Annotated in this window: 18 protein-coding genes; 8 read left to right on the top strand and 10 right to left on the bottom strand. The window is 59.8% G+C overall.

Features of this window, described 5'->3' with window-relative positions; translation table 11 throughout:
* Nucleotides 1-9 precede the first annotated feature (9 nt).
* The 8 genes from IPP95_12625 to IPP95_12660 all read right to left on the bottom strand — a co-directional run bounded on the left by IPP95_12625 (nucleotide 10) and on the right by IPP95_12660 (nucleotide 10450).
* Nucleotides 10-1533, bottom strand: coding sequence for a hypothetical protein (locus tag IPP95_12625; protein QQS72015.1), 1524 nt, complete (start codon nucleotides 1531-1533; stop codon nucleotides 10-12).
* Between the two features lie 120 nt (nucleotides 1534-1653).
* A complete protein-coding gene (locus IPP95_12630; GenBank protein ID QQS72016.1) occupies nucleotides 1654-2442 on the bottom strand; it encodes a hypothetical protein in 789 nt (262 codons plus the stop codon).
* Nucleotides 2439-2693 carry a hypothetical protein gene (locus IPP95_12635; protein ID QQS72017.1) on the bottom strand — a complete coding sequence of 85 codons (255 nt, stop codon included), beginning with the start codon at nucleotides 2691-2693 and terminating at the stop codon, nucleotides 2439-2441. The genes IPP95_12630 and IPP95_12635 overlap by 4 nt, the downstream gene beginning before the upstream one ends.
* A 93-nt stretch (nucleotides 2694-2786) precedes the next feature.
* Nucleotides 2787-3725 (bottom strand): GDP-L-fucose synthase, encoded by a 939-nt coding sequence (locus IPP95_12640; protein ID QQS72018.1) that lies wholly within the window; start codon nucleotides 3723-3725, stop codon nucleotides 2787-2789.
* A gap of 96 nt (nucleotides 3726-3821) precedes the next feature.
* Nucleotides 3822-4955 (bottom strand): GDP-mannose 4,6-dehydratase, encoded by a 1134-nt coding sequence (gene gmd / locus IPP95_12645; GenBank protein QQS74265.1) that lies wholly within the window; start codon nucleotides 4953-4955, stop codon nucleotides 3822-3824.
* 119 nt (nucleotides 4956-5074) lie between these two features.
* Complete coding sequence (gene cysQ, locus IPP95_12650) at nucleotides 5075-5884, bottom strand: 3'(2'),5'-bisphosphate nucleotidase CysQ (protein QQS74266.1); 810 nt, start codon at nucleotides 5882-5884, stop codon at nucleotides 5075-5077.
* Nucleotides 5885-6113: 229 nt separating this feature from the next.
* Nucleotides 6114-7412: an amidohydrolase family protein gene (locus IPP95_12655; GenBank protein ID QQS72019.1), complete on the bottom strand. Its 1299-nt coding sequence runs from the start codon at nucleotides 7410-7412 to the stop codon at nucleotides 6114-6116.
* Nucleotides 7409-10450, bottom strand: coding sequence for an amidohydrolase family protein (locus tag IPP95_12660; protein QQS72020.1), 3042 nt, complete (start codon nucleotides 10448-10450; stop codon nucleotides 7409-7411). Before IPP95_12660 ends, IPP95_12655 begins: the two co-directional genes overlap by 4 nt.
* A 109-nt stretch (nucleotides 10451-10559) precedes the next feature.
* Here IPP95_12660 and IPP95_12665 point away from each other — a divergent pair, with 109 nt between their 5' ends.
* From IPP95_12665 to IPP95_12680, 4 genes are all read left to right on the top strand, one after another.
* Nucleotides 10560-11033: a hypothetical protein gene (locus IPP95_12665; GenBank protein QQS72021.1), complete on the top strand. Its 474-nt coding sequence runs from the start codon at nucleotides 10560-10562 to the stop codon at nucleotides 11031-11033.
* Nucleotides 11034-11053: 20 nt separating this feature from the next.
* Nucleotides 11054-11362 carry a cytochrome c gene (locus tag IPP95_12670; GenBank protein ID QQS72022.1) on the top strand — a complete coding sequence of 103 codons (309 nt, stop codon included), beginning with the start codon at nucleotides 11054-11056 and terminating at the stop codon, nucleotides 11360-11362.
* 210 nt (nucleotides 11363-11572) lie between these two features.
* Nucleotides 11573-12817: a GTPase HflX gene (gene hflX / locus IPP95_12675; GenBank protein ID QQS72023.1), complete on the top strand. Its 1245-nt coding sequence runs from the start codon at nucleotides 11573-11575 to the stop codon at nucleotides 12815-12817.
* A gap of 54 nt (nucleotides 12818-12871) precedes the next feature.
* Complete coding sequence (locus IPP95_12680; GenBank protein ID QQS72024.1) at nucleotides 12872-15142, top strand: transglycosylase domain-containing protein; 2271 nt, start codon at nucleotides 12872-12874, stop codon at nucleotides 15140-15142.
* A 12-nt stretch (nucleotides 15143-15154) separates the two neighbouring features.
* On the opposite strand, the gene IPP95_12685 is transcribed toward IPP95_12680, so the two are convergent.
* Together IPP95_12685 and IPP95_12690 are read right to left on the bottom strand one after the other, a co-directional pair.
* Entirely contained in the window at nucleotides 15155-16276 is a 1122-nt protein-coding gene (locus IPP95_12685; GenBank protein ID QQS72025.1) for an acyltransferase, read from the bottom strand.
* A 4-nt stretch (nucleotides 16277-16280) separates the two neighbouring features.
* A complete protein-coding gene (locus IPP95_12690) occupies nucleotides 16281-18101 on the bottom strand; it encodes an ABC transporter ATP-binding protein (GenBank protein ID QQS72026.1) in 1821 nt (606 codons plus the stop codon).
* Between the two features lie 199 nt (nucleotides 18102-18300).
* Here IPP95_12690 and rbfA point away from each other — a divergent pair, with 199 nt between their 5' ends.
* The 4 genes from rbfA to IPP95_12710 all read left to right on the top strand — a co-directional run bounded on the left by rbfA (nucleotide 18301) and on the right by IPP95_12710 (nucleotide 23466).
* Nucleotides 18301-18639, top strand: a complete 339-nt coding sequence (gene rbfA, locus IPP95_12695) for a 30S ribosome-binding factor RbfA (GenBank protein QQS72027.1) — start codon at nucleotides 18301-18303, stop codon at nucleotides 18637-18639.
* A 196-nt stretch (nucleotides 18640-18835) separates the two neighbouring features.
* Complete coding sequence (locus IPP95_12700) at nucleotides 18836-19645, top strand: class I SAM-dependent methyltransferase (GenBank protein ID QQS72028.1); 810 nt, start codon at nucleotides 18836-18838, stop codon at nucleotides 19643-19645.
* A gap of 99 nt (nucleotides 19646-19744) precedes the next feature.
* Nucleotides 19745-20926, top strand: a complete 1182-nt coding sequence (locus IPP95_12705) for a hypothetical protein (GenBank protein QQS72029.1) — start codon at nucleotides 19745-19747, stop codon at nucleotides 20924-20926.
* Nucleotides 20923-23466, top strand: a complete 2544-nt coding sequence (locus tag IPP95_12710; protein QQS72030.1) for an OmpA family protein — start codon at nucleotides 20923-20925, stop codon at nucleotides 23464-23466. Before IPP95_12705 ends, IPP95_12710 begins: the two co-directional genes overlap by 4 nt.
* Nucleotides 23467-23505 lie beyond the last annotated feature (39 nt).

The raw sequence follows: 23505 nt of genomic DNA on the forward strand, positions 1-23505 counted from the left end.
AGCCAATGGTCAAATATCGTAGTACCTGTTGAATAGTCCGGTATGCCAAGCGATGTAGAGCACGCCGCTGTTACGGTCGGTCCGTGCCGGTTGGAGGTCCCGCATGGAATAACCCAGCGTGAGCTGCATGTTGGTCATCTGGTTCATCCGCCAGGAAACATTGAGTCCGGCATAGAGCCGCTGCTGTTGCTTGCCCGTGGTGCCTATGGGCATGTCCGGGCCGAAGATGGTGCTTCCCGGTACATCCTCGATCCCGGAGGCAAAGGGGTGTTGCTCCATGCTCAGTTCACCTTGGAACCAGATCTTCTGCCGGATCCCATAATCCACGCGCAGCACGGCTTCGGCATAGCTCGTGCCCAAGGGCGAGGCCAATGGCTGGTTGTTGTGCGTCCAGCTCATGCGCGCTTCGTTCCTTACATAGGCGTAGGGCGTAGCCTGGTTGAATTCCGCCAGCAGGTGCAGGTCCTTCCGGAACAGGTCGAACCACTGCATGCCTACCTGCCATGCATAACGGCTGCGGCCCGGATCCGTGAGTGCGAATTGTCCGTAGGCGAACATCTTGTCCGTGACCTTGTACTTGGCGTCTACGCCCAGCACTTGGGTGTTGGGGCCGTCGAAGCCGTTCACGATGGTGTTCACCCCGATCACCGGGTTCATCTGCATGGCATTGAAGGGGCGCACACCGCTTGTGTCGATCGTCTTCCACAGGGTGCCCTCGAACAGGCCCAATTGTACAGGGCCGAGGTTTACGCTCAGGTATTGGAAGGAGGCGCGCTTCCAATAGAAGAGCGATTCACTGGCCTCACCCGTGGGCAACCGGTTCGCCTCGCCCACCAGTTGCAACTTCGCGAAAATGGTGGTGTACTGGAAACGCTTGTTGGTGGTGAGCGCGCTGAACTTCACGTACGGATAAGGCGAGGCGTTGTCGCTGAGCAGCACCGAACGGTAGCCGTTGCCCACGAAGTGCCGCCCCTGCCCGAGCTGCGCGTTGAACCACGGTCGCGGTGACCAGCTCACGTTGCCGGTGGCCCAGGCAAAGTCCAAACCGCGCGAGTTGAAGGTCTTGATGCGCCCTTGGCCGGGCACCACGCCTTGGATCTGGGCATAACGGTAGAGATAGGCAGGCAGCACGGCCTGGTTTTCGTAGAAGGAGCTTTGGAAGGAGACCGTGGGACCCAAGTCCACGGCAAGCTGGAACCCGCGTCCATTGTGGCTCAGAAAAAGTTCGTTCGTGAACAGGTCGTTCTCTTGAAATTCCTGGCCAAGCTCAAACTGCAGCACGGGGTCGATGGTCATTTTGAAGCCACCGTCCTTCACGTTGATCAAGTGTTCCTTGATCAACTTTTGCGTGATCCAATAGTACTGGTGCGAGCTGTCCGGCCGGAAGCCCATCACGTTATGCAGGTCCGCGCGGCTTTGGATGATGGGCCGCATGCCCGTATGCATCGTGCTGCTCTTCTCCGCCCCGTTGCGGTCCAGGTCGTAGTAGATGTCCCGGTTCAGCGGAATATCGTTCTGCTGTGCTAAGGCCAACAGCGCTGACAGGAGCGCTCCAAGAGCGGTGAATATGCGGGGGCAAGAGCGGAGCATCCCTTTTCGGACCGGGGCCGAAGGTAGAGGAAGGGAGGTGGGCGGTGAAGAGGGCTGCGGTGATCAAGCGTGTTCGCCCTTGTCCATGAGCTTAAGGATCTCCGCAGCATAGTCATCGGACCTTCCCCCAATGTAAGGTCGCTTGGTGACAATGATCTTGGTCGGTCCGTAACTACCATGCCAATGGATCATTTGGTCAGGATCGATCTTGTGGGGCAGTTCGATCCCCAAGTGATTGATGAACGGCTCGGCCCATTCCCAATTGGTGAGCACGATGGCATACTTCGGCTTGAGTTCGTCCAGCTCTAATTGGAACAATTCGACCGCCTTGGGTTCATGTGCAGCATACTCCGACATATCCGGATTCCCGCCTTCCGCTGGAGCGATCTTCATCAGGTTGGACCACACGAGGTGCTCGCACCATGTCCGTCTTTCCCTGTCAAACCCATGGTAGTCTGAGACAACCTTGTATGAAGTCTGCCAAAAGAAGGAGCGATAAAGCTGGTACGCACTCCAATTCAGGTTGATCCAATCCAAGGGGCCGACCTCATCAATCGGGTCATCCACGGTATTTGAGAAGTTCCGTGCATCACGGGTAAGGACGACAGGGACAAGGTCCCATTTGTTCAGATTGATTTTAATTTCCCAAGTGTTGGGTGCTTGTCCATAAACGATGATGTCCGATCTCTTCTTTTCGGGATTTCCGAAGGAGGGATAGAAGAGGCAATACTCTTCATTGAGATAAGCTGGTTCTCCCCTCATGCGAGCAACGAAGCCCTCTACAGCCTTCGCGAAAAGCGCGTCGTACTCAGGACTCAGCAGGGAAACATCATCCTTGGTCGGGTCGCTCATCCGATCCGATGTTGCAGCTTATGCGCTTTGTTGCGCCAGCCCGATTGGCTCTTGGAATTCACGTATTGCACCTTGAGGTCCGGAAAACTGGTCACGAACTTGATCTTCTTGTCCGGAAAGGAGGTGTCGAAAAACCAGATGGCATCGCTGCCTTTGGCCTCGGACTTGTTTTTGGTCACGAATACGAGCAAGTCCGGGAAGGAGGTAACGATCTGGACCTTGATATCCTCAAAGGAGGTGACTTCCTTCATAATGGCCATCCGCAGTTGATTTGGTAACGACAATGTAGCCAAGTTCCCTTGAAGCATTCCGGACGTTGGCCGATCAACGGGATAACTGCCCCCTTACACTTTCGCCCCCTCGTACTTCTTAAAAGCCTCGTACACCTCGGTGATGCCATCACGCAATTCGATGGTATGCTTCCAGCCCATGTTGTGCAGGTGGGAGACGTCCATCAGCTTGCGCGGCGTGCCATCGGGCTTGCTGCTGTCCCACTTCAATTCACCGTCAAAGCCGACGATGTCCTTGATCAATTCCGCGAGGGCCTTGATGGTGAGGTCGGTGCCGGTGCCGATGTTGACGAAGAGTTCCTCGTGGTAGTTCTTCAGCAGGAAGAAGCAGGCGTCGGCCAGATCGTTCACATGGAGGAATTCGCGCATGGGCGATCCCGTGCCCCAGACCTCCACGGTCGGCGCGCCTTCCTGCTTGGCCGCATGGAACTTGCGGATCAGCGCGGGCATCACGTGGCTGTTTTTCAGGTCGTAGTTGTCGTTGGGCCCGTAGAGGTTGGTGGGCATGGCGCTGATGTAGTCGCAGCCGTATTGGCGGCGGTAGCTCTCCACCATTTTGATGCCGGCGATCTTGGCGATGGCGTAAGGTTCGTTGGTCTCCTCCAGTAATCCGGTGAGCAGGCTTTCCTCCTTTAGCGGCTGCGGCGCGAGCTTCGGATAGATGCAGGATGATCCGAGGAAGAGCAGTCGCTTCACGCCGTTCTCGTAGGCCTGATGGATCACGTTGTTCTGGATCATCAGGTTCTCGTAGATGAACTGCGCGCGGTAGGTATTGTTGGCCTGGATGCCGCCCACCTTCGCCGCTGCGAGCACCACGTGATCTGGCTTTTCCCTGCGGAAGAAGTCGCGCACCGCGGCCTGGTCTTTCAGGTCCAGCTCGCTGCTGGTGCGGGCCACGATGTTGTTGAAGCCGTCCTTCTGGAGGCGGCGCGTGATGGCGCTTCCCACCATGCCGCGGTGTCCTGCGATGTAGATCTTGTCTTGCTTTTCCATGGAAACAATAGTTAAACGGTTACGGGTTGGCGAGTTACGGGTTGGCGGGTTGCAACACCCGAACCCGTACCGGTTAACCCGTAACGCACATGGCGATCACTCCTCCTCGTTGAGGATCTTGTGTCCGCCTTTCTTCAGGTATACGTCGCGCTCGAAGAGCTTTACGTCCTCGCGCACCATTTCCTTCACGAGGTCTTTCAGTTCGTAGGTGTGCTTCCAGCCGAGCACCCTGCGGGCCTTACTGGGGTCCCCCTCAAGGTGGTCCACTTCCGCCGGGCGGTAGTAGCGCGCGTCGATGGACACAACGGTCTTTCCGGTTTTTTTATCGATGCCTCTTTCCTTCACGCCCTTGCCTTTCCATTCCAGTTTCATGCCGGCCTCTGCGAAGGCGAGGTCCACGAAGTGGCGTACGGTGTAGGTTTTGCCGGTGGCGAGCACGAAGTCGTCCGGTTTCTTGGCTTGCAGCATGCGCCACATGCCCTCCACGTAGTCCTTCGCATGGCCCCAGTCGCGCTTGCTGTCCATGTTGCCCAAGTACAGGGTGTCCTGCAGGCCCAGCTTGATCTTGGCCGCTGCACGCGTGATCTTGCGGGTCACGAAGGTCTCGCCGCGCAGCGGGCTCTCGTGGTTGAAGAGGATGCCGTTGCAAGCGAAGATGCCGTAGCTCTCGCGGTAGTTCTTGGTGATCCAAAAGCCGTACAGCTTCGCCACGCCGTAGGGGCTGCGCGGGTAGAAAGGCGTCTCCTCGTTCTGCGCGCTGTGGATCACGCCGCCGTAAAGCTCGCTGGTGCTGGCCTGGTAGAAGCGCGTCTTCTTCTCAAGGCCGAGAATGCGGATGGCCTCTAAAAAACGCAGCGTACCGATGCCGTCCGCGTTGGCGGTGTATTCCGGCAGTTCGAAGCTCACGGCCACATGGCTCATGGCGGCAAGGTTGTAGATCTCGTCCGGCTGGATCTGCTGTACCAAGCGGACGCAGTTGACACTGTCGGTGAGGTCGCCGTAGTGCAGGAAGAAGGGGAGGCCCTTCTCGTGCTTGTCGTGGTAGAGGTGGTCGATGCGGTCCGTGTTGAGGAGCGAACTGCGGCGCTTCACGCCATGCACCTCGTAGCCCTTGTTCAGCAGCAATTCGCTGAGGTAGGCCCCATCCTGTCCGGTGATGCCGGTGATGAGAGCGACCTTGCGTTTTCCCTTTTTTGGAGCGGCTTTTTTCGGGGCGGACCTGGCTGTCACCTTTCTCGCAGCGGCGGTTTTGGCGGGTGCCTTTTTTGCCGTGACGGGCTTTGTCTTTTTGGAGGGGGTGGCCTTTGCGGCCGTTTTCTTCTTTGCCATGTCTCTCTTCCTTCTCGGTTTTATTGAACGATGAACCACTGGTTCAACAGGTCGTATTTGTTGTAGCGCATCGGCTGGCCGGTGCTGATGTCCACAAGGCTCTTCCCGGCCTCATCGGCGATGGCATGGCCTGCGGCGGTGTCCCACTCCATGGTGGGTGCATAGCGCGGATAGGCATCGGCGGCTCCTTCGGCCACCAAGCAGATCTTCAGCGCGCTGCCCATGCTCACGGTAGCCACCTTGCCGTGTTCCTTCTCCATGCGTTGGATGTAGGCGTCGGTATCGGGGGAAGCGTGCGAGCGGCTGGCTACGATGGTGAAGGCTTCCCTGTGGTGCGGCATGGGCAGGCGCATTGCGCTGGCAGCGGCTTCATACGCGGTCTTGCCGGTGAAGGTTGTTGCTTTTTCCAGCCGGTAGGAGCCGCCATCCTTCCACGCGAGGTAGAGGATGTCCTTCACGGGCACGTATAGCACCCCGGCAACCGGCCGGTGTGATCCGAGGCTTCCGGCGGGCTCAGCGTCCTTTGCCATCAGGGCGATGTTCACCGTGAACTCCCCGTTGCGCTTGATGAATTCCTTGGTGCCGTCCACGGGGTCCACGAGCCAGTACATGCCCCACGCCTGTCGTTCGGCGGGAGGGAGATGCTTGCCTTCCTCGCTGAGCACGGGCAGGCCGGTCTTTTCCAGCTCCTTCGCGATGGCGGCATGCGCGCGCTTGTCCGCCTCGGTGAGGGGACTTCTATCGTCCTTCAATTCGACGTTGATGGGGCGGGAATAGACGTCCAAGATCTCGCGGCCGGCTGCGAAGGCGGCTGCGATCGCACGGTCCATCAGGGGAAGAAGTTCGCTCATGGCGGCGAAGGTAGCTCGATGGATGGAACGCTGATGACGCTGAAAGAGTGGATCGACGCAGTTCGGATCGGTGCCATTTGATGGGGGAATACGGTGAGCAGAGTTGAGGATATCGCTTCTCCAACGACGTGTCCATGACGGGCTTCATGATTTGCGATGAAGTTGGGAAACATCATCGCGGCCAAGCCTGACAACTGACAACTGACAACTACCTCCGGTACCGCTCCTCATACTGCTGCCAGAGCTGTTTCTGGCCATCGTCCAGAGAGATCCGTCTACCGTCGATGAAGGCCTCGGTGACGTTGTTGGTGCGCATGTCCAACGCATCGCCGGTGGAGATGAAAAGCGTGGCGGACTTGCCGGCCTCCAGACTGCCGTAGCGCTTGTCGATGCCGAGGATCGCAGCTGCGTCGAGCGTGATCGCGCGTAGCGCATCCTCACGGGAAAGCCCGTAGGCGCTGGCGGTCCCGGCGAGGAAGCCCAGGTTGCGTGAACCCATTCGCTCCATATCGCCGCTGTATCCGAGGCAGAATCGTACGCCGCGTTCCTTGAGCATGGCGGGAAGGCGATAGGGCAGGTCCACGTCCTCATCCTCGCGCTGGGGCAACGTGTGCAGGCGTTGCAAGATCACGTCCACTTTTTTTTCACGGAGCAGGTCGGCCACACGCCAAGCGTCGTAGCCTCCGACGATCACGGTACGCTGCACGCCCATCTCCCGGGTAAAGAGCACTGCTTCTTGGATCTCGCGTACGGCATTGGTATGGACGAAGAGCGATCTCTTTCCGTTGAAAAGACCGCGCACGGCCTCCAGCCGGAGGTCCGTCTTTTCCGGCTGCGCCAGTTCCGCATAGGCTTTGGCGCGCAGGAAGAACGCGCGGATCTCAGCGAGATCTTTTGCCCGCTTGTCGGCCTCTTCTTTTTCCGTGGTGCCCGGCTCGGCCCACCAGCCCGTGTGTTGGAACGCTTCCGGCCAGTTCAGGTGGATACCATCCCCGGCGCACACCACCGCGTCGTTATTGTTCCAAGCGTCCAATTGCACGATGCCGCTGGTGCCGCTGATCACATTGCCGCGCGGGGCGATCTGCGCCAGCAGCACCCCGTTGGCCCGCACCGTGGGGATGATCTTGGAGCCCGCATCATAGGCGCTGAGGGCGCGTACCTCGGGTTCCGTCCGGCCCATTTCCGCCTCGTCCACGGAAGCCCGCACGGCATCGATCTCCACCAGCCCGAGCGTAGCGTCCGGAAGGATGAAGCCGGGGTAGATCTGGCTGCCGGGAGCATTGATCACGGTGTCATAGACGGCTTTCACGCCATAACCGTAGCCCACGTAATCGATGGTGCCGTTGCGGAAGCCCACCGCGCCATCATCGAAGGTGCGCCCGTCGCCGACGTGCACGGTGCCGCCTTTCACCAGGATGGACCTCGTCGGCACCGGGGCGGGGGAAGGCCGTTGCGCGAACAGCGCCGCGACCGCGCAGATACCGATGATGGAAGCTGCTGCTCTCATGGATGCTCCCCGATGGTCTCACAATGCCACTGGTCCGGTTCCTGGCGCCTCGCCTTGCGCACGGCAGCGCCTGCCTGCTTGGCGGCGAGCATCTTCGCCACGATGCGTGAGCGCTCTGCCTCGGCCTTCATGTGCTGGTCCAGATCGCGCCGACGGTCGTAGTAGCGCACGCCGTCCACGAAGGTCATCATCGCCTTGGCCCGGATGCCGAGCGGGTTGTCGTTCCAAAGAACGAGGTCCGCGTCCTTACCGACTTCCACGCTGCCCATTCGCTCGTCCAGATGTAAGGCTTTCGCAGGGTTCAGGGTCACCATCTTCCAAGCGCCCTCCGGGGAAACACCGCCGTACTTCACCGTCTTCGCGGCTTCTTGGTTCAGGCGCCTCCCCATCTCCGCGTCGTCGCTGTTGATGCAGGTGTTCACGCCTTGTTCGTTCAGGATCGCGGCATTGTACGGGATGGCGTCGTTCACCTCGAATTTGTACGCCCACCAATCGCTGAAGGTGGACGCATTGGCGCCGTGCTGCTTCAGTTCACGGGCCACTTTGTAGCCTTCCAGCACATGGGTGAAGGTGTTCACTTGGAAGCCCATGCTGTCGGCGACGTGCATCAGCATCAGGATCTCGCTCTGCACATAGCTGTGGCAGGTGACGTGGCGCGTACCGGCGAGGATCTCCGCCAAGGCGTCCAACTCCAGATCACGGCGCGGCGGCGTGGCCTTCGCTTTCTCCTTGGGCTTCATCGCGTCGTAAGCCGCCCGTTCCGCCGCGTAGTCCTTCGCCCGGTGGAAGGCATCGTAGAACACTTGCTCCACGCCCATGCGGGTTTGCGGGAAGCGGTCAGAAGATCCCCAGTTGCTGCGTTTTACGTTCTCACCGAGCGCGAACTTGATGAAGCCCGGCGCACCTGCGATGGGGAGATCGTCCGCATCGCGGCCCCAGCGCAGTTTGATCAATGAGCTTTGCCCGCCTATCGCGTTGGCCGAGCCATGCAGTTGCTGCACCGCCGTGACGCCGCCTGCGAGCGCACGGTACAGGTTGATGTCGTCCGGGTCGATCACATCGCCCACGCGCACTTCCGAAGTCACGGACTGCGCGCCTTCGTTCACGCCGCTCGCGATGCCGATGTGGGAATGTTCATCGATGATGCCGCTTGTGAGGTGCATGCCGGAGGCATCGATCTCCGGCACCGTCAAGCGTTCCTTTGGGAAGAGGCTGGCCGCGCTGAGCTTTGGCCCCACGGCGACGATGCGGCCCTTCCGGATGCAGACGTCGGTGTTCGGCAGGGTGCCTTGCGGACCGTTGCTCCACACCGTGGCGTTGCGGAAAATGACCGTCTCGGTGTCGGGCAGTTGGGTGCTGCCGAAGGCGTTCATGGGGTACCACACCTCGCCCGGGGGCAGCGAAAGGATGCTGTCCAAAGCCGCAAGCGCATTTTTTTCCTTCACCGTGCCCCGGCCGTTGGCGCGTTGCCTTATCGCGCTCCAGGCGAACCATTCACCGGTGGGGCCTTGGGCTTGTCCATCCCAGATGCCGCCCCGGTCGTGGATCACGCCGTTCAGCCGGACAGGACCCGCAAAGCCCAGTTTTTCCCCTTGGAACCAGAGCGAGACCACCGGCCCCGCGATGGTCAGGATGGCCTTTTCCCACGTGGTGTCGGCCCCGGCGCTGCGTACTTCGGCTATCGGCTTTTCGGACGTCCCCTTCACGCGGAGCTTGAGGATCACGGAGCGAAGGTTCAGGTCGAAGGTGCCGCGCGGATCCTCGTTCTCCAGCGGCTTTAGGATGAAACGCCTGCCATCGGCCCAGGTCTCGTGGATCACGTTCTCCGGGTCCAGCAAATGCTTGGAACTGATGATGAGGTCGGCGTGCACACCGGGACCCAACGTGCCCACCTGATCGCTCAGTTGGAAAAGCCGGGCGGGTACGGTGGTCAGTGCTGCGAGGGCCGTGGCGGTGTCCAATCCCGCACGGACCATCTGCCGCAGTGCGGGCCACATCTCTGCAGGTTCCCTCAGGCCTTGGGCGGTGAAGGCGAAGACGCCGCCAGCCTCAGCGATGCGGCCCGCGTTGGACGGTGCAAGTTCCCAATCCTTCAATTCGCCGAGGGTGACTTCCAGCGCATCAAAGGGGTCCTCCACATCGTATGCCTCCGGTAATACAAGCGGGATGATCAGCGGTGAACCGGTGCCGAGGATATCGGCAAGACGCAGATAAGCATCACCGCCGCCCTTGAGGATGAAGTTCAGCCCGAACTCCTTGCCGAGTTTGGCCGCACGGAGCATGTTCGCGTGGCCGTCCGCCTCGAACACCAGTGGCAGTTGCAGTTGCGTGTTGAGCGCTTCCAGATCAGCGTCGCTCTGTTTCTTTTCGCCCCCGGCGGCATACCAACGGGTGTCATACAGCGCCTGGCGCAACAAAGCGATGCTGCCCATGAGGGAGCCGGGGTAAACATCCGGCGAGCTGCCTTTGTTGAAGGAGAAGTTCGCTGTGGCACGTGGCAGGAAGATGTCTTCCGCAGGAGTGCGGTCCGCTAGTGTGATGGCGCAACCGGTGCCGCGGGCAATGCCGTCCATGCGCTGGGCCACCACGGTGGTGAAGCCTTGGGCGCGCAATACGGACGCGCGCTTCTCATCCGGCACGTACAGCTCGTCCGCGTTCGTGCTTGCGACAATGGCGCGGTCCCAATAGTGTGCACCTTTTACCTCCTTCGCCTTGCCGCGGTCCCGGGCAGCGATGCCGAGGTCGCTGAAGGGGTCAATGAGGCCGGGCCACACGTGCAGCCCGCTCAGGTCATGCACCTCGGCACCGGCGGGCACGCGCACCCTTTTCCCGACTTCAAGGATGCGTTCGCCTTGGATCAGCACCGTGGCGTCGGTCAGGGTTTCTGTAGGCGAAACGTGTACCGTGGCGTGGACCAGCGCGATGGGCAGTTCGGCGCGGTCATGGGGGCCGTTCACGGGTGCGTTCTCCTGCGCGGACGCCGTAAAGTCAGCGAACAGAAAGGCCCAAGCGGCCAGCAGGAGGCTATGGATGCGCACGGTCTCGAAAGAAAGGCGCAAGGTAGCGGCACACCCAAGGCGCTCCCGCTTTAATTGCCGTTCTTGTCCACAGGCTACTTTTGACACCCTGCCAAAGCTCCACAATTCCATGAACGTTGCCGCTGCCACCCCCATCGACCTTGCTCCGGTCTTTCTCTTCTTCCACAGCCTGCTCCGCTGGGGTATCCTGCTCACGGTGGCCGTGGCGGGCTTTAACGCGTTGATGGGCTGGCTCCGGAGCGGGCCGGTGATCACATGGCAACGTGCCGTGGCCATTTGGGCGATGATACTGTGCCATGTACAGCTCGTGATCGGGTTCATTCTTTATGGTCTTGATAGCGCAAATGGCAAATTCGACCGGATGACCCCGGACAGCATGCGTTATTGGAAATTCGAGCACATGGGCATGATGGTGATCGCGATCGCGTTGGTCACCATCGGGCGGCTTTCCAGCAAGAAGGCCAAGTCCGAGCGGGGCAAGCACATGCGCGTGGCCATCTTCTACCTGCTGGCCTTGGTGTTGATGTTGGCAATGATCCCGTGGCCCGAAACCGCAATGGGAGAAGGACGGGGATGGCTATGAAACCGGGGATCCTTTCCCTGGTGGGCCTTGTAGGGGTACTATTGGCCTGTTCCGCCGCGTGTGGCGCCATGGAGGAGAAGCCCGGCAGCCCCGGCGAAGCCATCTTCTGGGACCAATGCGTGATGTGCCATGGCCGAATGGGGGACCTGAAGATGAGCGGTGCGAAGGACCTCACGAAAAGTGCATTGACCAAGGGCGAGATGATCGCGATCGTCACCAATGGGAAAGCAGGCATGATCGGCTACGGTGAGCGGCTCTCCAAAAAGGAGGTCGAGGAAGTGGTGGACCATGTGCGCAGCTTGCATGAGGTGGCCCGGTCAGACAATTAGAAGATCAGTATTTCGACAAGCTCAACAACCTGATCAATAATTGAAAAGTATTATCCGCTTTTATCCGTGGTTCAATAACATGAGCATACAAAGAATTTGATCCGCGGCCATCAGCCCTTTCAGTATCACCGCGCCTACGCTTAGCTTCGGGCTCCTTCGCCAAAGCGCTTCGGCGACGGCGCGCGAAGCGCAGTCTGCGTTCCATCCGAAATGATCGACCCACAAGAAACCCGCATCACCGCCGAGAAAGCCGTGCTCATCGGCCTTGCCACTGACCGCCAGACGCCCGAGCAGGTGGAGGAGTATTTGGACGAGCTGGACTTCCTCGCCAATACCGCCGGCATCGTCACGGAGAAGCGCTTCACCCAACGCCTGCACAAGCCGGACGGCAAGTTCCACATCGGTTCCGGCAAGCTCGCCGAGATCAAGTCCTGGATCGATGATAAGGCACCGGATGCCTGCGTGATCTTCGATGATGAGCTATCCCCCGCGCAGCAACGCAACTTGGAGAAGGAGCTGGACCGGCCGGTGCTCGACCGCCCGCGCTTGATCCTGGACATCTTCGCGAGCCGCGCCCGTACCGCTCACGCCAAGACACAAGTGGAGCTCGCTCAGTACGAATACATGCTGCCGCGCCTGACCAAGCTGTGGACACACTTAGAGCGGCAGCGCGGCGGCACGGGTACACGCGGTGGAGCGGGCGAGAAGGAGATCGAGACGGACCGCCGCCTGGTGCGCGACCGCATCAGCCTGCTCAAAAAGCAACTGAAGGACATCGACCGGCAGAAGCAGACCCAACGCGGCAACCGCGGCAAGCTGGTGCGCGTGGCCTTGGTGGGCTATACCAACGTGGGCAAGAGCACGCTGATGAACGTGCTGAGCAAGAGCGATGTCTTCGCGGAGAACAAGCTCTTCGCCACGCTGGACACCACGGTGCGCAAGGTGGTGCTCGGCAACTTGCCCTTCCTGCTCAGCGATACGGTGGGCTTCATCCGCAAGCTGCCCCACCAATTGATCGAGAGCTTCAAGAGCACGTTGGATGAAACACGAGAGGCTGATCTTCTCCTGCACATCGTTGACATAAGCCATCCGCAGTTCGAGAGCCAGTACAACACGGTGCGGCAAACGCTGGAGGAGATCGGTGCCGGCGGAAAACCGGTGATCGTCGTCTTCAACAAGATCGACGCCTACAAACCCGCACCGCACGACCCGCACGACCTCGCACCCAAGCGGGAGGACCAATACACCTTGGAGGAGATGGAGCGCACATGGATGTCACGCATCGCCCACAAGGACGCGGACGGCGAGGAAGCCATCTTCATCTCCGCCATACGGAAGGACAACATCGACACGCTACGGAAGTTGATGTACGAGCGGGTGAAGGCGATCCACATCGCACGGTATCCTTACGAAACAGATCTGTTGTTCCGGGATTGGTCGGTGGAGGAGGAGTGAGAAGGGAAGGAAAGCTCTTGGTTCCATCGGCGATCGTTTACGGGGTATCCCGCAATGGCAAAGAAGAAAAAGAAGAAGCCGTCCAAAGGAGCAGCATTCCTTTGGAAGACGCTCTTCCTCCTGCTGGCCGTCGGCTTCATCGCCGTCTTCATCTTGATCTTCCTCGTGCGCAAGGACGTCTTTGGCAAGCTGCCCAGCACGGAAGAACTTGCGGCATTGCGTAACGAGGAAGCGACGTTGATCCTCTCCTCGAACGGTGCGGTGATCGGCAAAGTCTTCGCGGAGGACCGCACCAATGTGCATTGGAAGGACATCCCATCGCATGTGGTGAACGCGCTCGTCTCCACGGAGGACCAACGCTTCTTCGAGCATGAGGGCGTGGACGCGATGAGTTACGTGCGCGTGCTGTTCCGGACCATCATTGCGCGGGACCGGAGCGGCGGCGGGGGCAGCACGATCTCGCAGCAGCTGATCAAGAACCTCTACGGCCGGGAACGCCACGGATTTCTCACCGTGCCGGTGAACAAGATCAAAGAGGCGTTGGTGGCGCAGCGTTTGGAGAAGGTCTATTCCAAGGAGGACGTGATCACGCTCTACCTGAACTCGGTCCCGTTCGGTGAGAACATCTACGGCATCGAGGCCGCGTCGGAGCGCTACTTCAGCAAGCCCGCCACGAAGTTGAAGGTGGAGGAAGGCGCGGTGCTCGTCGGCATGTTGAAGGCGAACACCGGCTACAATCCGAGGTTGCATCCCGAGGCGGCGAAGCGTAGACGCGACCAGGTGCTGGCGCTGATGGCGGGTAACGGTAAACTCTCCAACAAGCTTCGGGACAGCCTGCAGGCGCTTCCGCTGATGATCCGGTACGCAGGCGTCGATGCGCTGGACGCCTACGGCTATTTCGATGCGCAAGTGACGAAGCAGGCCAAGGCGATCCTTGCTGATCTGGGGAAGAAGAGCAGTACTTCCTACGACATTGAGAAGGACGGCCTGCGGATCTACACCACGTTGGACACCTCATTACAACAGGCCGCCTTGCGGGCGGTGCAGAAGCAGCTCTCCTCCATGCAGCCCAAACTGGACAACCAGTTGCGCGCGCAGAACGCACGGAAAAGCTGGGAGAAGTCCCAAGGGAAAAGGGCCACGGCAGCTTGGAGTACAAATGAAAAGTCCGTGCGCGATGTGTTCACGTGGAACGATGCACCGCCGGACACCATGAGCTACCGCGACAGCCTGTGGCACTATCACAGCATGCTGCAAGCGGCCTTCCTGATGGTGGATCCTTCCAGCGGAAAGGTGCGTGCGTACAGTGGTGGCAACGACTTCCGCACCCTTCCTTTCGATCAGGTGGAAAGCCACCGGCCGATCGCCTCCACCATCAAACCGGTGATCTATGCTGCCGGTCTGCGCAAGGGATTGGCCCCCTGCACCTATTTGAACAACGAGCGGAAGACCTATGACGAATATGACGGCTGGTCGCCGGAGAACTTCGAAAAGGACAGCATCGGTGGGCAAGTGGCGATGTGGTACGCATTGGTGCATTCGATGAACATCCCCACGGTGGATCTCTATTTCCGCACCGGGGTGGGCACCATCCGAGACACGTTCAAGTCTCTTGGCCTGCCTATTGGCGGGGTCGACAATCCATCGTTGGCCTTGGGTGCCGCGGATATTTCCTTGAAGGAGATCGTGCGGGCCTATTCCGCTTTTGCGAACGGGGGCCTGGTGCGCGACCCGCAGATGATCGAGAAGATCACTGATGCCCATGGGAAGGTGATCTACCAGGGCCGGATGGCTTCCGCCAAGCGTGCGCTCGATGAGGAGGTCGCGGAAGCAGTCACGGCGATGTTGCGACGTGCGGTGGACCATGGCACCGGTGCCTCCATACGCTCTCGCTTCGGTGTACGTGCCGCTTTGGCGGGAAAGACAGGCACCTCACAGGATTACAGCGATGCGTGGTTCATGGCCTACACGCCGGGATTGGTGGCGGGGACATGGGTGGGCGCCCGTGACCCGGCCGTCCATTTCAGCAGCGGCCTAGGTACCGGGGCGCAGTTGGCGTTGCCCATCATCGGGGGCACGCTGGCCGAGGTGGAACGCTCATCCATCATGCGCAAGGCCTATCTCCAGGCTTTCCCGGAGGACAGCACGGAGATCGACATGAACTGCGAGCCACGCCGATCGAGCAACCTCATCGATCGCTTCTTGGACGTGATCTTCCAGCGGGAACCCGGTTCCGTGGACAAGCAGCACGACCCGGAAGAGCCGGAGCGAAAGGAAGAGGAGAAGGGGGGATTCTTCCAGCGGCTGTTCCCGAAGAAGGAATAGGAGGCATGAACCTCAGACGGCGGTGCCGGAACTTGGCCAATGGCGCGCCAGCCAACGGCCCAGCGGTGCCCGCAGCTGCATGAAAGGCCGCTCCCAGAACCGGTAGATCAATGCGGCTATGGTGACCGTGGCACCTAAGAACAAGGCGTAGTACATGGCACATTTCCAGGCCACGGGATCGGGGACGCGATGGCCAAAGAGGTAGAGCATGGGCAGGTGGACCAGGTAGATCGCATAGGTGATGAGGCTGAGGCCGCGCATGGGGCGCTGGAACACGCTGCCGTTCTTCCAGCCTGAAAGGATCGGAAGGAACAGGGCCACGGAGAAGGGTTCGAGACTTTCCAAGGCAAAGGTGGCGAAGCGGGGCGCAGCGTCGTAGCCACGGGTGCAATAGGTGAGCAGGAGATAGAGGCCCAGCAGTATTGCGGGCCAGCGTACCCGCCTCCATGGTATCGGCCAGCCCCGCGCCACCCAAGCCGCCAGCATGCCGTACCCCGGCGCATCCAGCCGCGTGATCACCAGCTTGTGTATCCAAAGTGCCCAAGTGGTCTGTTCAAGAACATGGTGCGCGACGCTGGAACGCCCCACGACCGGGAGGACGATGAACAGCACGCAAGCCAACAGGAATGCATTTCTGCCGCGCAGTCCGAAAAGCGCGATCGTCCCGAAGACGATCAGGGGGAACAGCAGGTAGAACCACTCCTCGACCGCAAGCGACCAGGATTCCCAGAAGAACAGGTCCAACGGAAGGTGGAAGTTCTGCATGAACACCGCGTAGGCAGCGGTCATGTGCCCGAGCATGCCCGGTGCGGCGCCCACGGATACCAAGAGGATGTTCAGCAGCAGAAAGAGGTAGTAGTTCGGGAGCGTGCGCAACCAGCGCCGTTGCATGAAATCGAGGAAGCGCAAAGGAGCTGGGCCCGGCTTGGACGAAGCGTCCAGCAACATGCCACCGATCAGATAGCCGCTCAGCACGAAGAACACACCGACCCAATCGATGGAAGGAACGACCGGGAAGCGGGGCCAATGATCGGCCACCAAATGGCTCGTGTGGGCGAGCATCACCATCACACCCGCCATGGCGCGCATCACGTCGAGGCCGAAGATCCGTCCACCAACGCGTTCGCCGCTCATCGGCTTAGGCGAAGGCCTGCAGGTCGCAGAGTTTGCGGTATTGCCCTTCTGCGGCGAACAACTGTGCGTGCGTGCCGCGTTCGATGATGTGGCCGCGGTCCAGCACGATGATCTCATCGCAATGCTGGATCGTGCTCAGGCGGTGCGCGATCACCAAGGAGGTCCGGTCCTTCATCAGCTTGAAGAGCGCGTCCTGCACCAGCCGTTCGCTTTCGGTGTCCAATGCTGAAGTGGCCTCGTCCAAGATGAGGATCGCCGGGTCGCCCAGCACGGCACGCGCGATGGCGATGCGCTGTTTCTGCCCGCCGCTCAAGCGGTTCCCGGCGTCACCGATACTCGTTTGATAGCCGTTCGGCATGCGGACGATGAACTCATGCGCATTGGCGATCTCCGCGGCGCGCTGGATATCAGTCTCGCTGATGCCCGGCCTACCGAAGGCGATATTGGATGCTATGCTCTCGTTGAACAACAGGCTGTCCTGGGTCACGATGCCCATCAATGCGCGCAGGTCCTTGATGCGCAGGTCGCGGAGGTCGGCACCATCGATCGTTACAGCACCTCCTGTAACATCGAAGAAGCGCGGGAGAAGCCCGGCCAAGGTGGTCTTTCCACCGCCGCTGGTGCCGACGAGCGCTACGCTTTTTCCCTTTGGAACGGTGAGGTCGACATGCTGAAGCACCGGTTTCTCATCGTATGCGAACGACACGTCCTTGAATTCAACCTTCTCCGTGAACGCGGCGATGGGCCTTGCGTCCGGTTTCTCCACCACGGTGTTCGGTGTTTCCAACAGGTCGAAAACGCGCTGGGCGCTGGAAGACCCGCGCACGATGCCGGAGTATCCTTGGGAAAAGCCCTTGATCGGCGTGAGCAATTGCGAGAAGATGATGATGAAGCCTAAGAAGCTGTCACCGCTGAGGCTGGCATCGGGACCTAACACCAAGGTGCCTCCGAGGAATGCGATCGCCGCCATCACGGCCGTGCCCAAGGTCTCGCTCAAGGGGGAGGCCACGTCCTGCCGGTTCAGCATACTGATGCTGGAGCGCATGAGCAGTTCGTTCTCCTGCTCGAACCGGCGCCGCATGGCATCTTCACCGTTGAAGGCCTTCACCACACGCATGCCCGTGAGGGTCTCTTCCACACGGCCCAGCAGGTCGGCGCTTTTCTCCTGCACGCGCGTGCTGCGGCGCTTCAGGCTCTTGCTGATGCGCGAGATGATGAGCCCGCTGATGGGCAGCAGCAGCAGTGACCACAAGGTGAGCTGCGGCGAGAGCGTCACCATGGTGCCGAGGAACAGGATCACCGCGATCGGCTCCCGGAACACCATTTCGATGGAATACATCACCGAGTATTCCAGCACCTGCATATCGTTGGTGATGAGGGAGAGCAAGTTGCCTTTACGCTCGTCGTTGTGGTAGCGCAACGGCAGCTCCAACATCTTATCGAAGATCTTGGAACGCACATCACGGATGATCCGGTTGCGGAAGGTGCAGATGGAGCGCACGGCGAGGTAGCGGAACACGTTCTTCAACAGGAACATGGCGACCACCGTACTGCAGATGATCCCCAGGGCACCGATCTGGCCGTGCAGTTCGATCAAGTGTGTGAGGGACCAATTGAAGCCCTGTTCCAAGGACGCCTTGTCCCAAGCGAGCACTGGTTTTTCATACACCGCTTTTGTCTGCCCCAGCAGGAGCCGCAGAAAGGGTATAAAAAGCAGCATGCTGGCCAGGTGGAACACGGTGGCCAGCAGGTTGAACACACCGTTCATCAGCGCATACCGGCCATACGGCCGGCCGAAGCGCATGATGCGGAGGAAATTCTTCATGGAAAGTGGCAAAGGTATTCGGAAGGTGTACCGCTGGTCCGATAAGGGAGATACCACGAAGGGCACAAAGAACACAAAGGAAAGTCCGGCGGCCGTAAGCCACTCTTCGTGTACTTCGTGTTCTTAGTGGTCCAATGCTTTTCCTTCTCTCTGTGCCTCTGTGGTGAAAAACGCATTCCTCGCCGTCTATCTTCGCGCCATGGACAGCGTCCGACAGAACAAGGTGAACAGCCTTCTCCAGCAGGAGATGGCCGAGGTGATGCAGGGGCACAACCACGCCCTGCTGCCCGGCGGCCTCATCACCGTTACCGCCGTGCGCGTAAGCCCGGACCTCGGTATCGCGAAGATCTATATCAGCCTTTTTCCTGTGAAGGACAAGCAGACCGTGCTGGACAACGTGCGTAACATGGGCCACAAACTGCGCGGGGAATTAGGCCATCGTGTAGGGAAGCAGCTGCGGATCGTGCCGGAGCTGCTTTTTTACATTGATGACTCCTTGGACCGCATCGAGGAGATCGACAATTTGTTGAAGAAGTAATGGTGCAGTTGTCAGTTGTCAGTTGTCGGTTGTCAGGCTGTAGTGGGCAGTCGGCAGTAGCAGTCGGCAGTGTGCGTCGGCAGTACCCGGTACCATGTCCACTATACCCAATACCAGAAACTCCGATCACCACCACGCATTTCTCCGCGCCTCAGCGCCTCGGTGGCCATTCTCCATCTTTCATCGCGCTCGTTCCATGCAGTATGATCCGGTGAAGCGCCGCCTCGGCGCGGTTTTCAACAGCACGCCGCTCCTGCGTAAGGTGTTCTACCGGCTGCTGGACCTGCTATTGCTGCGCGCGTGGCACATCCACAAGGAGCTGCGCGAATGGTCCAAGGACAAGCGCGGTCGGGAGCTGGCGATCTATGACGCCGGTGCGGGCTTCGGCCAGTACAGCTATTGGCTCAGCGGTCTTTCCCGGAAATGGAGCATCACCGCCATCGACGTGAAGGAAGAGCAGGTGGCGGACTGCAATGCTTTCTTTCAAGCCATCGGCAGGCCACAGGTGAAGTTCGAAGTGGGTGACGTGACGAAATTCCAGCGCCCCGAGACCTTCGAGCTGGTGGTGTGCGTGGACGTGATGGAGCACATTCTGGAGGACGGTGCCGCGCTGCGCTGCTATTCGACCTCGTTGAAGACCGGCGGCATGCTCATCATCAGCACGCCCAGCGACCAAGGGGGCAGCGATGTACACGGGGAGGAGGAAGGCTCCTTCATCGAAGAGCACGTGCGCGACGGGTACAATATTCAGGACATTGAGGCGAAGGCCCTGCGCAATGGCTTCAGCAGGGTGGAGGCACGCTACAGCTACGGCTCACCGGGAAAGATCAGCTGGAAGCTCAGCATGAAATGGCCCTTGCTGATGCTGCAGGCCAGCAAGCTGTTCTTCATTGTGCTGCCCATCTATTACCTCATCGCCTATCCGATCGCCTTCGTGCTGAACTGGTTTGACGTGCATACGAAGCACGCCACCGGCACGGGCTTGATCGTGAAGGCGTGGAAGTGAGCGTCTGACGGGCGTTCCCGAACAAACAGGTGCTGCAACTTGTTGCAAGTATGGAATTTTTCCCGTACCTTCTTGGCAGCAACTGAACATCCCTCTTACATGATAAAACCCCGTACGCTATGTGCCATCTTGGCACTGCTTTCCTTGAGCCTTGCCGGATCGGCCCAATACCAGCCCGTCGTCTTCGATCCCGGGTCCAACCTGCTCGGCAATGGCCAGCCACTGCCTGCTGAAAAGCAGTGGAGCATCACCGGCCCGGTAGCTCCCGATATCGGTATTGTAGAGGCGCGCATCTATGAGGATGCGGCCATGAAGCACATGGCCACGAAGGGCCGTTGGGAACAGACCGAGCTGGGCAACAGCCCCTCGTTCAACATCAACTTGGACCAGAAACTGCGGGGCAACGCAAAGTACACGGTGGTCCTTGGCTTTTACAGCTCCATAGGCCGCGAAGCCTCCGACACCTTGGCCGCCAGGCTGAGCGCATACCTTGGAGCCTACGTGGACCAAAGCGTGGACGTCAGCAGCAACCGCACCCGTCTTACTAAGCCGGTGGGACAAGTGATGGATGAATTGAGCATCATCGTGCGGCGCGGTACGGACAACTACAGAAGCCGCTTGGACATGCCGTTCGCGGGCTTTTCCCAGCTGGTGGAGGACAAACTGGCGAGGCTGAACGACACACGCCTGTCCGATGCGAAATACCTGTTCAAGAAGAAAAAGGACGAGGACAAGCGGGACCAACGGATCGACATGGCGCGCCACGAGATCGGCGCCGTGAAAGCCATGCTCAACGCCGAGCTGCACTCCTATCTGGACCGCGAGATGATGGTATTGCAGCACCGTACCGTGCTCACCGACCAGGCCACGGAGCATACACCGAACACGATATCCTTGAACGTGGGTTACGGAGGCATCTACAATAGCGGTACTGCGGACGATCTCTCTTACGGCCAAGCCCCATACGTCGGCATATCCTTTCCGCTTGGCCGCCGTGCCTTTTCCTCCCGTTTTTGGTCGAACAGCTCCATTTCACTTGGCGCATTCGTAGAGAATACCGAGGACCATGACGGCACCGTCGTTACCGGCCCTTTGATCGACCGGCCGATCTATCTCGGATACGGCTACCGTGTGTTCCGCATGATCCGGCTGAACGCGGGCGGCACCTTGGTGCAGAAGGACACGCCGAACCTTGACGGCGGTACATCGAGCTCGCTGGAAGTGCGGCCCTTCATAGGCGTAAGCCTTGAGATCAACCTTTGGCTCGGCATCGGAAAATGAGGTGGGCCGTGCTTTTCCCCTTGTTGCTTTTGGCGGTCTCGGCCATGGGCCAACAGGATCTTTTCCAATGGCGCATTGCTGCGCATGCCGGCATCACACGCTCCCTTTCGGACATCGAAAGCTCCTACAACGATGTAAACTGGGACCGTTCCCGGGTGCAGGGGCTGGAGTTGTCCAAGTCCCTCGGCTACGGTGTTTCCTTGGGTCTTGGGGTTGAACACGCCCTTGTTTCCGGCAATGACGTGCTCACGGGCCGGAAGGACAGGGCGTTGAACTTCATGTCGGAACTGTACACCGCCCAGATGGAGCTGACATTCCGCATGGACAACGGTAAGCTGCTGAAGTACGATGCGCGCTTTGCACCGTTCGTGGCCTTGGGCGTAGGCGTAGGCAAATATGACGTGTTCGGCGACCTGCACTCCGCCAGCGGTTCGCGGTACTATCATTGGAGCGACGGCACGATCCGCGACCAGGCCGAAAGCGGTAGCAATGCCGCCAACGCCACTGTGATCACGCAGGATGGCGATTTCGAGACGCGATCGACCGATCTGGCTACCGAGGACAACAAACCGAAGGATCAAAACTTTGTGTTCATCCCGGCACGGATCGGCCTGAAGTGGCGCATTTGTGACCGGATGGCTGCGGAGCTTTATTACGGGTTCAATTGGACGTTCACGGACTGGATCGATGATGTCCATGATGCCTATCCGGCCAGACAGCCGCAAGGTGAACTGGCGTATATCAGCAACCCCACCGGCCGCATTGGTCAACGTGGAGACCCAGGTACGAACGACAAGTACCAGTCCATCGGGCTCAATTTGGCCTACTACTTTGGAAAGCGCTCCACAAGTTATCGCATGGAGCCCATCTATGTGGACGACCGGTCGTTACCACCGCCGTCGCCCGCCGCCAAGCCCGTGGCGAAGCCTCCGGCACAGCCCGCACCCACCAACGTGGTGATCAATGTGGAGCGCATCACGGTGGGCCGGCTTTCGGTGGATACGCTGGTGGTGGGCACCATCGTGGAGCGCAAAAAGGCCGCACAGGACAGTGCTGCGGGTCATACCATCCGAAAGACCGGGTTGGACAGCCTTCTCCAGAACACTGCCGGGCAGGACACTTCGGGTATCGACAGTTTGCGTAATGCCGACTTGGACAGCTTGGGGACCATCATGTCGGACAGCCTTCGAACAGCGTTGCCCCCTGCCAAGATCGAAATGCACGAAGACACCATCGTGCCTGCATTGCCGGACACGCCTCGCGCTCCGGAGCCCGACAGCCTTCGAACAGTTCCGCCCGTTCCCGAAGTTGAAGCACTTGGGGACAGCATCATGCCTGTATTGGCGGACACGCTACGCGCTCCGGAGCCGGACAGCCTGTTGGCACCGACGCGGAAAGGTTTGGAGGAGCCCCGGCCCGACAGTGTGGTGCCGTTGTTGCCCGACACGGTGCAGCAGCTCGAAACGGACAGCCTTCCGGCAGGCTCCTTAAAGCAACGGTATATGGGCGCTGACAGCCTCGTGAAGGTCGAGGCGCCCGTTATCATCCGGGACACGCTTCAAGAGCAGAGAGCCGAGAGCATCGTGGAAGTCAATACACAGCAAGTGGTACACGACACGGTACATGTGTATCGCGAGCGCTCGACAGTCGCCGGACGTGTGGACACCGTGTATGTGGACCGGCCGGTACCTGCGGCCGGACAAGAGCAACAAGCTCCGACCAGCACGCAGCCGCCGCAGCAGGTGATCATCCGTGAGGAGCCGCGCGAGCGTTCGAGAACAAGCGTGGTGCCCGTGATCGTGTCCACGAACAACACGAAGACCGTGGCAGACCCCGCACTGCAGGACAGCCTGCTGAAGATGAAGGCCGAGAACATCAGGTTGCGGCATCTCGCGGACAGCTTGCGCACCGGCACCTCCGGGACCTATCCGATCGACACCACCGCAACGTTCCCGGACACCACCATTCAACCGGGCATCAATGCCGGGTATTACCCCGTGATCATGAACGGCCTCCTCGCTGACCGTATAGCCACGTTGGAGCGCTACATCGAGGTGATGGACGACCAAAGAAGCGCGGTGGAAACGGATTCGCTCAAGCGGCGCATCGAGGCGATGGACCGGGAGCTGGAAGACCTCCGGGCAAAGCATGCGACCGCGAAGGATAGCGGTGAGGTCCGTACCGTAACGGGAATAGAGGAAACATTCGTGGACACCGTGGTCTTCAGCAGCGGAAGCAGCCGGGTCGGGTCCGTGGCCCGCCTCCAACTGTTGAAGTCCGGCAAACGCCTTGCCGCCGCCCATGTCCAACGCGTGCTGGTGACCGGCACCACGGACAAGTCCGGCGACGCGGGCTTCAACTTACGGCTGTCCCAAGAACGGGCGGATGCTGTGAAGCGCGTGCTCGTGGAAGCGGGTGTTCCCATAGGCGCCATCACCGCAAAGGGTTTGGGGGAGCGGTTGGCGCGGCACGTGTATGACGAAAGCGAACGTGTGGTGGTGGTGCAGGCCATAATTCCCGGTGGAAAAGAGCAGGAGTAAATGAGCATCAGGGTGAATGGCGAAAGGGGCGTACCCTCG

Source organism: Flavobacteriales bacterium (assembly GCA_016700415.1).
Taxonomy (GTDB): domain Bacteria; phylum Bacteroidota; class Bacteroidia; order Flavobacteriales_F; family PHOS-HE28; genus PHOS-HE28.

Bases quoted from the DNA above. Each gene is read 5' to 3' on its own strand.
- IPP95_12630 (QQS72016.1), bottom strand. From the start codon at position 2,442: ATGAGCGACCCGACCAAGGATGATGTTTCCCTGCTGAGTCCTGAGTAC.
- IPP95_12635 (QQS72017.1), bottom strand. From the start codon at position 2,693: ATGAAGGAAGTCACCTCCTTTGAGGATATCAAGGTCCAGATCGTTACC.
- IPP95_12640 (QQS72018.1), bottom strand. From the start codon at position 3,725: ATGGAAAAGCAAGACAAGATCTACATCGCAGGACACCGCGGCATGGTG.
- cysQ (QQS74266.1), bottom strand. From the start codon at position 5,884: ATGGACCGTGCGATCGCAGCCGCCTTCGCAGCCGGCCGCGAGATCTTG.
- IPP95_12655 (QQS72019.1), bottom strand. From the start codon at position 7,412: ATGAGAGCAGCAGCTTCCATCATCGGTATCTGCGCGGTCGCGGCGCTG.
- IPP95_12665 (QQS72021.1), top strand. From the start codon at position 10,560: ATGAACGTTGCCGCTGCCACCCCCATCGACCTTGCTCCGGTCTTTCTC.
- hflX (QQS72023.1), top strand. From the start codon at position 11,573: ATGATCGACCCACAAGAAACCCGCATCACCGCCGAGAAAGCCGTGCTC.
- IPP95_12680 (QQS72024.1), top strand. From the start codon at position 12,872: ATGGCAAAGAAGAAAAAGAAGAAGCCGTCCAAAGGAGCAGCATTCCTT.
- IPP95_12685 (QQS72025.1), bottom strand. From the start codon at position 16,276: ATGAGCGGCGAACGCGTTGGTGGACGGATCTTCGGCCTCGACGTGATG.
- IPP95_12690 (QQS72026.1), bottom strand. From the start codon at position 18,101: ATGAAGAATTTCCTCCGCATCATGCGCTTCGGCCGGCCGTATGGCCGG.
- rbfA (QQS72027.1), top strand. From the start codon at position 18,301: ATGGACAGCGTCCGACAGAACAAGGTGAACAGCCTTCTCCAGCAGGAG.
- IPP95_12700 (QQS72028.1), top strand. From the start codon at position 18,836: ATGCAGTATGATCCGGTGAAGCGCCGCCTCGGCGCGGTTTTCAACAGC.
- IPP95_12705 (QQS72029.1), top strand. From the start codon at position 19,745: ATGATAAAACCCCGTACGCTATGTGCCATCTTGGCACTGCTTTCCTTG.
- IPP95_12710 (QQS72030.1), top strand. From the start codon at position 20,923: ATGAGGTGGGCCGTGCTTTTCCCCTTGTTGCTTTTGGCGGTCTCGGCC.